This window comes from Faecalicatena contorta (genome assembly GCF_021531995.1).
Classification (GTDB): Bacteria; Bacillota; Clostridia; order Lachnospirales; family Lachnospiraceae; genus Dorea_A; species Dorea_A contorta_A.
Window position 1 is genome coordinate 1 of sequence record NZ_JAFBIZ010000091.1, and the last position, 12730, is coordinate 12730.

Sequence of the window (12730 nt, forward strand, 5' to 3'; positions counted from 1 at the left end):
AAAAAAGGCTGCGATGCTTTTATCGCAGCCCTAATGTTATCCTTTATCCTCTGTAATAATTGATCAGACATCCTTTTAAGATAATCTCTCTCTCTGCATCCGTCATATCACCAAGTTTTAATTTGATTTCTTTCAGTTCATCTCCAACCACATATGCATTGATCTCGGATACTTTTGCTTCCACTGCTTTTCTGATCTCAGGCACAAGGATGTAGTCTCCGTTTTTGAAACTCAGATGCTCATGATCTTCCTCTGTAATAAATGGAAGCATTCCCCAGTTGATCAGATTAGAGCGATATCTTTTTGTTGCGTATTCATTGGCAATATTTGCCCATCCACCAAGCACTTTCTGGCAGGAAGCCGCCTGCTCTCTTGCGGAACCGTCGCCTGGTTTTACAGCAAAAATGGTACTTCCGATTCCCAGATTACCCTTTCCGATCTCCGGATAAACCGCATTTACTTTTTCCATAACCGGCTTCAGCTCTTCCAGAACCTCCAGCGGACACTGCCCTGCTTCAATTGCTTTTTCCGCTTTCTGAACTTCTTTTGCACGTCCTACATATGCCGGATCTTTTCTGGACAATGCGAATTCTGCCAATCCCAGAGGATTAGAGCGATAAGAAGATGTCTCTCCGGAAGGAATCAATTCATCCGTTGTCGTTACCGGATCGTGAATCTCAGATACGACTTTCAGAAGCAGATTCTCTGCCAGCGCCGGCATTGCCGGCCAGTCCTTGATATTCGGACCAAATTTGATCTCAACAGACGGATCAGCCACACCCTTACTGTCAAATACACGGTTGGCATAGATATTCTGATCAAAATGATATTTGCGTCCTTTATATTCTACATCCATTGCTGTTGCAGGTGTGAGGAAGCCTTTATTCGCAGCAGTTGCCGCAATAGAACGTGCATCCATAAGTGCAACAGATGCAATCTGTCCGCTCTGCAGCTTGGATCCTTCACGGTTCGGGAAGTTACGTGTTGAATGGCGAATAGAAAAAGCATTGTTGGCCGGTGTATCTCCTGCCCCAAAGCAAGGTCCGCAGAATGCAGTTTTCACAATTGTTCCCGCTTCCATCAGATCCGCAACCGCTCCGTTCTTCACCAGTTCCATATAGACCGGTGTACTTGCCGGATATACACTGAAGGTAAATTCATCAGAGCCAATATAGTGTCCCTTAATAATATCTGCTGCCGCACAGATATTCTCAAATCCACCACCGGCACATCCCGCAATGATTCCCTGATCCACATATAATTTTCCATTTACTACCTTACTCTGCAGGGAATAATCAACTGCTCCATCCAGACTTACCAGCGCTTTCTGCTCTACATCATGAAGAATATCCTCCAGATTTGCATTTACCTCATCTATAGTATATACATTAGACGGATGGAACGGCATCGCGATCATCGGCCTGATCTCACTTAAGTCGACATATACCATGCCATCATAATAAGTAACTGCTCCAGGATTCAGCTCTTTATAATCTTCTGCTCTTCCGTGAATCTCATAGAATTCCTGAATCTTCTCGTCCGTTTTCCAGATAGAAGACAGACAGGTAGTCTCTGTTGTCATAACATCAATACCAATACGGAAGTCCGCACTCAGTTTACCAACGCCCGGACCCACAAATTCCATAACCTTATTATTCACATAACCGTTTTTAAACGTTGCCCCAATAATTGCGAGTGCGACATCCTGCGGGCCGACACCCTTCATTGGCTCGCCGTCAAGATAGATTCCCACTACCCCTGGCATCTTGATATCATAGGTCTTATTCAACAGCTGTTTTACAAGCTCCGGACCGCCTTCGCCCATCGCCATTGTACCAAGTGCACCATAGCGGGTATGACTGTCAGAACCCAGAATCATCTTGCCGCCTCCCGCAAGCATCTCGCGTGCAAACTGGTGAATGACTGCCTGGTGCGGAGGAACATAGATTCCGCCATATTTTTTCGCACAGGTAAGACCAAACATGTGATCATCTTCATTAATGGTTCCGCCAACCGCACACAGAGAGTTGTGACAGTTTGTCAGCACATATGGAATTGGAAATTTCTCTAATCCTGATGCTCTCGCCGTCTGGATAATCCCTACAAATGTAATATCATGAGAAGTCAGTTTGTCAAACTTAATCTGTAATCTTTCCATGTTACCGGAAGTATTGTGGTCCGCCAGAATATGATATGCCATCGTATTCTTCGCTGCTTCCTCCTGTGACACTTCTTTTCCTGTTTTCGCAGCAACCTCCTGCGGACATTCAACAATTTCTGTTCCATTCAGCAGATAGACTCCCTTGTCGTATAATTTCACCATGTCTTGTCTCCTCCTAATCTTTCATATATTTCATGTGATCTGCCACCATCATGGCTATCTTAAATGTCAATGCATCTTCAAACACTCTGACATCTAATCCCGTTTTTTTCTGAATCTTTTCCAACCTGTATACCAGCGTATTCCGATGAACATATAATCTTCTTGCCGTCTCAGATATATTCAGATTGTTGTCAAAAAAAGTATATACGGTTGTCAGTTCTTCCTCTTCAAAATGATTCACTTCTCCGCCTTCAAATACTTCTTTCAGGAACATCTCACAAAGCGAAGACGGAAGCTGGTGGATCAGTCTTCCGATTCCCAGTTCATTATATGCCAGAATCTTCTTCTCTGTATAGAATACTCTTCCTACTTCAAGTGCCATATCCGCTTCTTTATAAGATTTGGATACATCTTTCAGCTCATCAACAATCGTGCCAAAAGCAACCCTGACGCTTACCATTGCTTCTGCATTCAAGGTATCCACAAGTTCTCTAGCCATCTGATGCAGCTGCGGGTATCCATCTGTTGGCTGAAGCGATTTCACGATAATCGTATGTCCCTCATCAACAGCCGTAACAAAATCCTTTGTTCCGACTGCATATAATCCTTTTAACGTTTCCAGAACCAGACTGTCTTCTTCATTTTTAGGCTCCACTACAAATACCGTTCTTCTTGCCTCCACCGGAACCTTCATTTTTTTGGCCTGATTATAAATGTCAACCAGCAGCAGATTGTCCAGCAGCAGGTTCTGAATAAATCGATTCTTATCCATTCTTTCCTTGTACGCAAACAGAAGGTTCCTGATCTGACTGGCTCCCATTCTTCCCGCCATCTGTGTCTGTGCACCGGCTCCTTTAAGCCCCAGTACATAGACCAGCTCATCATCATCATAAACCGGAAACATTCCCAGATCTTCCCGAATCAGCTCTTCTATCGTTCCGGCTTTCTCCCAGGCTTCAGCAGCACTGTTGCTGTACTCCGTCATCTTTTCACTGGTCATGACCACACAGATCCCTTCTGCATCCCAGACCGCGCAATCACATCCAGCGATATTCTTAATATCCTGCAGCGCCTTATGCAGTATTTGATTCGATAACACGTTCCAACCTCCTGTTCTCTATGTCACATTCCATAACTTTTACGAATGCTATGCATACATTATACCAGATAAAATTTATACGACAAGAAAAAATTGCCAGCCCTGTGTTTTCGGAATCCGGTTCCGTCTATACACCGAAAAGGCCAGACGCATCTGCGTCTGGCCTCATTGCATATATCTTAGTTTGTAATTGTAAGTTCTGTCTCTTTGTCAAATACATGAATCTTTTCAGCATCCAGTGCAAATTTAACAGTATCACCTGTTCTTGCGGATGTTCTAGGATCAACTCTGGCTGTCATGCTGGATCCTTCATAATCGAAGTATAAGAATACTTCTGCACCAAGCATTTCGTATACACGGATCTTAGCTTCGATTACAGTATTCGGAGATGCTTCGATGAACATCTGCTCATCATGTACATCCTCTGGACGAATTCCAAGTACAACTGTCTTTCCTGCATATCCGCCTTCGATCAGCTTCTTAGCTTTTGCTGGTGGAAGTTCGATCTCTGAAGGTCCTGCTACCAGGTATACCTTGTCGCCAACAACCTTACATGTTGCATCTACAAAGTTCATCTGTGGAGATCCGATGAATCCTGCAACGAACAGGTTGCACGGACGATCATACAGTGTCTGAGGTGTATCTACCTGCTGAACAACACCAGCATTCATAACTACGATTCTGGTTCCCAGTGTCATAGCTTCTGTCTGGTCATGTGTAACGTAGATAATTGTTGTACCTAATCTCTGATGTAATCTGGAGATCTCAACACGCATCTGTCCACGAAGTTTTGCATCCAGGTTTGAAAGAGGCTCATCCATAAGGAATACCTTAGGATTACGTACGATAGCACGTCCCATAGCAACACGCTGTCTCTGTCCACCTGACAAAGCCTTTGGCTTACGATCCAACAATGGTTCCAAATCCAGAATCTTAGCGGCTTCACGAACCATCTTATCGATCTCATCCTTTGGTACTTTTCTTAACTTCAGACCAAATGCCATGTTATCGTATACTGTCATATGTGGATACAGAGCGTAGTTCTGGAATACCATTGCGATATCTCTGTCCTTTGGTTCTACGTCATTTACAACCTTATCTCCAATCTTCAGTTCACCGGAAGAAATCTCTTCCAGACCTGCAACCATACGAAGTGTTGTAGATTTTCCACATCCTGATGGTCCTACGAAGATGATAAATTCTTTATCTTGAATTTCAAGGTTGAAATCTTTAACCGCTTCAAATCCGTTTGGATATGTTTTGTTAATGTGCTTCAGTGATAAACTTGCCATTGTTCCTGTTCCTCCTAATATAAATCATTACGTATTAACGCCATCTGTTTCGTTCTGCTATACAGTATATAAAAAAAGTTCAACCGAGGGTATACCCAAGTTGAACAATTTTTTTCAAAAATTCTATACAAGTTGACCAAGACACTGTGACAGACTTGCATGAACCAGCGTTACTCCTCTAACAGCGCCTGATAGATATCCCTTTTTCCTACCCCCCGGTCCTTTGCCACCTGCTTCATCGCCGTCTTTTTATCCATCCCCTGACTCATATAATGTTCCATGTGTTCTGGAATACTCATTTTTTCCCATCCGGCTCTTTCTTCCCTGCGAATTTCTTCTCTGCTCTTTCCCTCTATAACCATCACACATTCCCCTTTCGGCTCCTGTGTCTCGTAATAGGCACACGCTTCTTCTATTGTTGTCGCATATACCGTTTCATGCTTTTTGGTCAATTCCCTGCAGATGCTGATTCTGCGGTTTCCAAGGGCCTCTCCCAAAAGCAAAAGCGTTTTTCTGAGACGATGCGGTGCCTCATAGATCACCATCGTCCTTGTCTCATCTTTTAATTCGTCAAGAATTATCTGCCGTTCCTTTTTATCAGTCGGAAGAAATGCCTCAAATGCGAATCTCCTGGTGGGAAGCCCTGATATCGTAAGTGCAGTCACACAGGCACATGCACCCGGCACTGCCGTTACCGGCACACCTGCCTCCTGACACATGCTCACCAGTTCCTCTCCCGGATCAGAGATTCCCGGCATACCGGCATCTGTAATCAGTGCAATATCCTGCCCCTCCAGCAGTCGCTCTACCAGCTTATGCCCCTTTTCAATCTTATTATATTCGTGATAACTGGTCATCGGCGTCTTGATTTCAAAATGGTTCAGCAGTTTCATGCTGTTGCGCGTATCTTCCGCTGCGATCAGATCCACTTCCTTTAATATCCGAACTGCACGAAACGTCATATCTTCCAGATTCCCGATTGGTGTCGCGCATAAATATAATGTACCCGGCATAATATTCCTCCTACTGAAATGTTGTATACATCTTCAATAATTCTTCTGTATAGGTTCCATCTTTGCGATATACGATCAGAGGTGGTTCCACCTGCATTCTCGGATTGCCGCCCTTCATCCCCTCAATCAGAACCATGTTGGGTTCTTTATCCTCATAGGGGTACACAAGACGCATGCGCTTCGGCTCAATTCCGTATGCACACATCTTCGTCATGATCTCCGGCAGACGGAATGGACGGTGTACCATGTAGAATCTTCCTTTTACTTTCAGTATCTTTGTGCTCTCTCTTAAGATATCGTCTAATGTACACAGCACCTCATGCCGGGCAATATACAGAGCTTCATTCTGATTCTTCAATCCATGATCTCCGATCATATACGGCGGATTCGTCGTAATGACCTCAAAAGAGGCCGCTCCGAATATAGAGGCTGCCTCTTTAATATCTCCTATAACGATAGCAATCTTATCGTCCAGTTCATTATAGCTTACGCTTCTTCTTGCCATCTTCGCGCTTTCTTCCTGAATTTCCAGTCCTGTATAATGCAGGCCCTGATTTTTTGCCTCAAGAAGTATCGGAAGGATTCCCGTCCCGGTGCCCAGATCCAGCGCTTTTTCATTCTTTTTTACTTTTGCAAATGAAGACAGCAGCACAGCATCCATACCAAAACAGAATCTCCCCGGACTTTGAATAATCTCATATCCTTTGATCTGCAGATCATCCAGACGTTCTTCTTCTTTCAGGTATATTTTCCTGTCTCTTCCGGACGTTCTATTCATCATCTAATTTTGACGCTCCATTCTTCTCCTCTAACGCCTTCAGTTCCTTAAGCTCTTCTTTTGTCAGTTTTACATCTTTTTTCTTTCTTCTGGACTTAAATTTAAGTTCAGAGGCCTTATATTCGCGGATTTCCTTCTCATCATTATCCAGCGTCACAATAACCTTGACCAGCTGACGCAGAACATTGACCGAATGAACATCCCCCTTAAGCCCCTCCGGAGTTGTTACATGATCACCTGTCGTCGGCAGATGACTGTTCAGCTCTTCATACGTCTCTTCCTCATTCGTCAGACAACACATCAGCCTTCCACATACCCCTGATATCTTCGTCGGATTCAGAGACAGATTCTGTTCCTTGGCCATCTTGATCGATACCGGCGCAAATTCTGACAGATACGTATGGCAGCACAATGGACGCCCACAGATTCCGATTCCTCCACGAATCTTTGTCTCATCACGTACTCCGATCTGCCGAAGTTCAATTCTGGTACGAAATACACTTGCAAGATCCTTTACCAGTTCACGGAAATCAATTCTTCCGTCTGCCGTAAAGTAAAACAATACTTTATTATTGTCAAATGTATACTCTGCATCGATCAGTTTCATCTCCAGACCATGCTTGTGAATCTTTTCCAGGCAGATCTTAAATGCTTCCTTCTCTTTTTCCCTGTTTTTTTCTTCCTTTTTCTCGTCCTCTGCCGTAGCGATCCGGATGACTGATTTGAGCGGCGGTGTAATCCGTTCATCTTCCACATCCTTCGGTCCTGTAACAACAGAACCATATTCTACGCCTCTTGCAGTCTCTACGATTACTTTATCACCTGTCTTAATGTCCAGCTTTCCCGGGGCAAAGAAATAGATCTTGCCCGCAGGTCTGAATCTCACACCTATTACTCTTGTCATATGATTAATTCTCCTTTATCGTCAGGAACAGAAGCTCCATAACCAGGTCAAAGTTTACATTGGCCCTTAACCTGCTCTTTGCATTCTCAAGGCTCTTAAGGATCAGTTCAATCCCCTCATAGGAGCTCTTTCTTGCCTGTTCTTTAATATAAGTCATCTGGTCTTTAAACACGACTTTATCGACATCTTTGGTTGCTTTATATAACAGGACATCCCGATACCAGATCATAATGATATCCAGATAATCCACAATTTCTAATTTATACACTGTAATATTCTTTACAGCACTTACAATCTCATTCAATTCCATCTCATGAATATATTTCAGCAGCTGAACTGCTTCTTCCCTGATCTCATTGAAATGCTCGGAATTGGCAAGCATAATGGCACGACCCATATTTCCCTGCGCAAATGCAGTACACACATCCGCTTTATAATCCGGGATCTGAAGGTTCTCCATCAGATATCTTTTGATCAGCGTGTCCTTGATATTGCGAAGTTTCAGCATAACACACCTGGAATTGATCGTCGCAAGAAGCGTCTCCGCATTCTCTGTAAGCAGGAGAAATACCGCATACGCCGGCGGTTCCTCGATCGTTTTTAACAGTGCATTCTGTGCCTGTGGTGTCATCAGGTCTGCCTGTGGAATAATGTATACTTTATACGGCCCCTGATACGGCTTGATATCTACCGTATTATTCACCTGCGTACGAATATCATCTACACTGATACTGTTTGGCTTCTCATGCGTCACACGGATGATATCCGGATGATTGCCGCTCTCTGCCTGCTTGCAGGAGTGGCATCGATTACATGGATCCTGCCCGCCCTGTTCACACAAGAGTGTCATTGCAAACAGATTTGCAAGCAGTTTTTTTCCAGAACCTCTCTCACCGTTTAATATATAAGCATGCGATACCTTGTCATTCAAAACTGCATTTCTGATATAATTAATTATGTCTTTGTGACCAACCACGTCTTTAAAGCTTCCCATGTTGTATCTCTCCTATGATCTCTTCTATACATCGTATCTTATCATCGTTGTTGTATCGTTTTGTAATTCCGGCTTCTCTCAGATGATCCTCTGAAAAATCCTGCTGATCTGCCAGAAATCTTCTACAGACTTCTGCATATCCCGGAGCATCCTGCTGCTGCTCCCTTTTGATCGCCCGGAGCAGTCTCTCTCCATCTTCCACCTCTATATATATCGGTATCAGATGCTCTTCCCCATAATATGCTTTTGTCTTACAGTACGACTCCAGAGTCCCGATCATCAGATAATCAGAATCGTCCAGATTCATCTGCCCATCATCTATTGTAGCATATTTCCAGTCACCGTACACGGTATGATATGTACGAAGTTCAATAATCTTTCCTTCTCGTCGAAAAATCTCCATCTCTTCGTCAGATATGAAGAAATATTCCACTCCATTCTGTTCCCCTTCTCTTTTCGGTCTGGTTGTGTACAGTATCAGGGTTCCAAGCATCGGCATCCTTTCAAGCAGCTCTTTATATATGGTATCTTTTCCCGAAGAACTTTTTCCCATCATATAATATATCTTACCCATCTGTCCACACCTCTATGCAATCATTCATTTTCAGACCCTCTATGACAAATTCATTGTCTCTGTACCATTCAAGCAGATCAACCGCCTCTTTTGTAATTCGCTCTCCCGGCACGATAAGCGGACTTCCCGGAGGGTACAGATATGCCGATTCCATGGAGATGCAGCCTGCACTCTGTCCCCAGGAAACTGTTTTTATCGTCTTTCTTTCCGCCGTTTTTATACATCTTTCAAGTTCTGCACTTCCGTATACTTTCGGAAGTACCGGCTGCCTTCCATTAAGCGGATACCGCAACGTCTCTGCTCTGCGTCCGCATTTTTGATCGAGCTCCAGAACCGCCTCCGCAAGCCGACCGATTCCTTCATCCGTATCTCCTACGCTGGTCATCGCAAGCACATATGTTCCGGCAACCATTTCCATCTGAAGATGATAATCATTCAGAAGCATTCGATACAATTCGTGACTTGTTATATCCGCATTCCTTACAGAGATCACAATCTTTGAAATATCATAATGTTCTGTTTCCACCAGATTCAGATGCTCCAGTGTCTGCAGTCTGTCGCGAAGTTCTCTCAGCCGCTTTACATATGGAGGAAAGATTACTTCCTGTCCCCGGGATATCAGCTCCACACAGGCATCAATTCCCGCCATCAGAACATAGGAAGGACTGCTGCTCTGCAGCATGTCCAGATATCTACGCACTCTTTCCCGGTCTGCAATCGTTCCGTTTATATGCAAAAGAGCCGTCTGCGTCAAAGCCGGCAATGTTTTATGAAGACTGTTGATCACAATATCTGCACCAAGTTCATTAGCCCTGACCGGAAATGCCTCATGAAAACCAAAATGAGCCCCATGTGCTTCATCCACAATCAGAGGCAGTCCTTTTTCATGTACCACTGCCGCAATCGCAGCCACATCCGACACAACTCCATCGTATGTCGGTGATACAATCACAACCGCCCGGATCTGTGGGTGCCCTTTCAGGGCTCTCTGCACATCCTCTGCAGATATTTCGGTATTCAACTGAACCCTCTCATCAAAACGTGGATATAAGTATACCGGATTCAGCTCGTTCATGTAGATCGCATGATACACAGACTTGTGGCAATTCCTTGCCACAAGTATCGTATCTCCCTTTTGTGTTACACCGGCAATAGCACTGAGAATCCCTACCGTACTTCCATTAATAAGGAAATGGGTCTCTTCCGCATGATAAACCTCAGCGGCACGTCTTTGCGCCTCCAGAAGAATTCCCTCTGCATGATGCAGATCATCAAATCCGTCTATCTCCGTAATATCAATCGCATACGGCGAAGTTCCCGGCATGAGATCCAGGTTGCGCTTATGCCCCGGCATATGAAAACCATAATAATCAGAATGGCTGTATGTTCTTAATTTCTCGTATAAAGTGCTCATTGCTGCTCCTGGCTGTTATCTTTTTGTTCAAAATAATGCTCTTCTTAACTGTATATTGTATAAAAACATATCATTGATATTTTATCAAATCGAGATAGTTTAATCAAGCCATAAACTCCTCCAGAATCTGCCGGATAAGTACGTCCCGTTCCTGATCTTTCACTTCCTGTTTTTCTGCAGATTTTCTGAAATCTCTTCCTTCTTTTTTCTGGACATCTTCCTGCTGTATCTCCGTAACCAGCGGTTTCACAGGAGATGTCTCCTTCACAGCCACAGGTTCCGGTTCCGGCAATTTTTGAACCTCTTCTTCCGGCATAACTCCAAACTCTGCCGCCGGCATATCCGGAGTCATTACTTTCAACTCCTTTTGATTCGCCTTCTCATACTTGTGAAGACACACATTTTCCAGATAATCCACCATATAATTCTTCGCTGCCCGAAGGCGATACTCCTCATCCGTTGTCAGGTGAAGCAGATAGATCAACACCGCAAGGATCCCTCCTGCTGCCCCTGTTCTGATCACTGCGTCCGACATTCCATGAACCTGATATTCCAGAAATGCGCCGGATACGCCTGTAAGAAGACACAATCCAGCGGAAATCTTTTCCGCTCTGCGCCAGCTGTACAGACGCATACCCATCGTTTTGTACTCATACAGAAACTTGTCCACAAACACCCCGACATTTTCCACTTTATCACTGACCATACAGGCATGCTCAAATTTCGCACGCACCAGCCGTATAAACGGATGCGTCGTTTTATTCATATTTCCCGCAGCACGCACCAGCCGGTTCAAAGTTACATTTGCAATACACTTACTTACCACTCCCAAAATAGTCAGGATTCCCATGAGCACAAACAATACATGTTTGTCTACTAACATTTTTAACATAATAAAAGCCCTCCTTTTGCTTTGAATTATACTTGAAATTCCAAAGGAGAGCTCAAAAACCGTTCTACAGATTCTGCATCATTCCTGTAGAATACCGGCAGATCCTGTAATATTTTACATCTTTTGTTTTCTTCTTTTTTATCAGATCATCAACAGAAGTTCTTTCATAAGCCTTACACTGTGGGCGATTGCCTTCTTTTCAAACGTTGGATAATCCATGCACGCACTGTTGTCAGCTTTGTCCGAAATGGCACGAATTATGACATACGAAACTTTGTTCAGGTATGCTGCCTGCGCGATCGCCGCACCTTCCATCTCCACACACAGCGGATGGAAATTCTCTACGATCCGATCCTTCACCTCTTTGGAAGAGATGAACTGATCTCCACTTGCGATCCTTCCCGTAAATGTATGAATATCCGGATTCGCCTTTTCATTTGCCCGAATCGCCTTTCTTACAAGCGCTTCATCCGCCGGAAATGAAAACGTATCCAGTCTTGGGATCTGACCGATCGGATCTCCAAATACGGATGCATCCATGTCATGCTGAAGCGCATCTGTTGAAATAACCATATCTCCAATATCGATTCTTGCATCCAGTGATCCTGCAATACCGGTATTGATCAGCAGATCCACCTGGAAAAGATCTACCAGAATCTGTGCACAGATTCCTGCATTGACCTTTCCAACCCCACTTCTTACAACGACTACCTCTTTACCGCACAATGTCCCCTTACAAAACATCATACCGGCCTTCTCAACAATCTCCCGGACATCCATTTCCTCTTTCAGAGATACGACTTCTTCCTCCATCGCTCCTATAATACCTATCATCTATCCGAATCCTCCTTATCTCACAATCATAGCTCAATTATAGACGAAAAAACGACTGGTGACAACTAATGAATTTCTCTGGAAAACCTTTTCATTCTCTGCTATAATGCATATTGACATTGTGACAAACACGAAAGCACCAAGCATTACAAACAAAGGAGGATCATCACATGGATTATAGACCAACCGGCGTCTGCTCTCAGCTCATTCGCGTTGAGCTCGACGGAGACACCATCAAAAACGTAGAATTTATCGGCGGCTGTAACGGCAACACCAAAGGCATCTCCAGCCTGGTAAAAGGCATGAACGTGCAGGAAGCCATCTCCCGCATGGAAGGAATCACCTGTGGATACAAGACCACTTCCTGTCCGGACCAGCTGGCAAAAGCTCTGAAAATCGCAGCCAGTCAGCAGAAATAATCAAGATCTATGATAAAATCGAGTAGGAGGCGGTGCTCAACCGCCGTCCTCTCACACCACCGTGCGTCAGACTGTCTAACAAATCTACGTCCTCATAGAAATTTGGCAGTCTTACTGTACGATGAATCCTTTTTCTTTATACTCATTCATAAATGATGATTTTTAGTGCGTTATTTTTTAATAATCTTGATGGT

Annotated in this window: 12 protein-coding genes; 1 reads left to right on the forward strand and 11 read right to left on the reverse strand. The window is 44.0% G+C overall.

Features of this window, described 5'->3' with window-relative positions:
- Nucleotides 1-43: 43 nt before the first annotated feature.
- The 11 genes from JQM82_RS11590 to JQM82_RS11640 all read right to left on the reverse strand — a co-directional run bounded on the left by JQM82_RS11590 (nt 44) and on the right by JQM82_RS11640 (nt 12117).
- Nucleotides 44-2323 carry a hydratase gene (locus tag JQM82_RS11590; protein ID WP_235250494.1) on the reverse strand — a complete coding sequence of 760 codons (2280 nt, stop codon included), beginning with the start codon at nt 2321-2323 and terminating at the stop codon, nt 44-46.
- A 13-nt stretch (nt 2324-2336) separates the two neighbouring features.
- Entirely contained in the window at nt 2337-3422 is a 1086-nt protein-coding gene (locus JQM82_RS11595; protein WP_235250495.1) for a PucR family transcriptional regulator, read from the reverse strand.
- Between the two features lie 179 nt (nt 3423-3601).
- Nucleotides 3602-4714: an ABC transporter ATP-binding protein gene (locus JQM82_RS11600; RefSeq protein ID WP_235250496.1), complete on the reverse strand. Its 1113-nt coding sequence runs from the start codon at nt 4712-4714 to the stop codon at nt 3602-3604.
- Nucleotides 4715-4884: 170 nt separating this feature from the next.
- The gene (gene rsmI / locus JQM82_RS11605) at nt 4885-5727 is read right to left on the reverse strand and encodes a 16S rRNA (cytidine(1402)-2'-O)-methyltransferase (protein WP_235250497.1); all 843 of its coding nucleotides are present in this window, start codon (nt 5725-5727) and stop codon (nt 4885-4887) included.
- 10 nt (nt 5728-5737) lie between these two features.
- Nucleotides 5738-6508 carry a tRNA1(Val) (adenine(37)-N6)-methyltransferase gene (locus JQM82_RS11610; protein ID WP_235250498.1) on the reverse strand — a complete coding sequence of 257 codons (771 nt, stop codon included), beginning with the start codon at nt 6506-6508 and terminating at the stop codon, nt 5738-5740.
- Entirely contained in the window at nt 6498-7409 is a 912-nt protein-coding gene (locus JQM82_RS11615) for a PSP1 domain-containing protein (RefSeq protein WP_235250499.1), read from the reverse strand. Before JQM82_RS11615 ends, JQM82_RS11610 begins: the two co-directional genes overlap by 11 nt.
- Nucleotides 7410-7413: 4 nt before the next feature.
- Entirely contained in the window at nt 7414-8403 is a 990-nt protein-coding gene (gene holB, locus JQM82_RS11620) for a DNA polymerase III subunit delta' (RefSeq protein ID WP_235250501.1), read from the reverse strand.
- Complete coding sequence (locus tag JQM82_RS11625; RefSeq protein ID WP_235250502.1) at nt 8390-8977, reverse strand: guanylate kinase; 588 nt, start codon at nt 8975-8977, stop codon at nt 8390-8392. The genes holB and JQM82_RS11625 overlap by 14 nt, the downstream gene beginning before the upstream one ends.
- The gene (locus tag JQM82_RS11630; protein WP_235250503.1) at nt 8970-10391 is read right to left on the reverse strand and encodes an aminotransferase class I/II-fold pyridoxal phosphate-dependent enzyme; all 1422 of its coding nucleotides are present in this window, start codon (nt 10389-10391) and stop codon (nt 8970-8972) included. Before JQM82_RS11630 ends, JQM82_RS11625 begins: the two co-directional genes overlap by 8 nt.
- Before the next feature lie 103 nt (nt 10392-10494).
- Nucleotides 10495-11283, reverse strand: a complete 789-nt coding sequence (locus tag JQM82_RS11635; protein WP_235250504.1) for a hypothetical protein — start codon at nt 11281-11283, stop codon at nt 10495-10497.
- A gap of 141 nt (nt 11284-11424) precedes the next feature.
- Nucleotides 11425-12117, reverse strand: a complete 693-nt coding sequence (locus tag JQM82_RS11640) for a 5'-methylthioadenosine/adenosylhomocysteine nucleosidase (protein ID WP_235250505.1) — start codon at nt 12115-12117, stop codon at nt 11425-11427.
- 170 nt (nt 12118-12287) lie between these two features.
- Between JQM82_RS11640 and JQM82_RS11645 the strand changes: the two genes are divergently transcribed.
- Nucleotides 12288-12536 (forward strand): TIGR03905 family TSCPD domain-containing protein, encoded by a 249-nt coding sequence (locus JQM82_RS11645; protein WP_235250506.1) that lies wholly within the window; start codon nt 12288-12290, stop codon nt 12534-12536.
- Nucleotides 12537-12730: the final 194 nt, after the last annotated feature.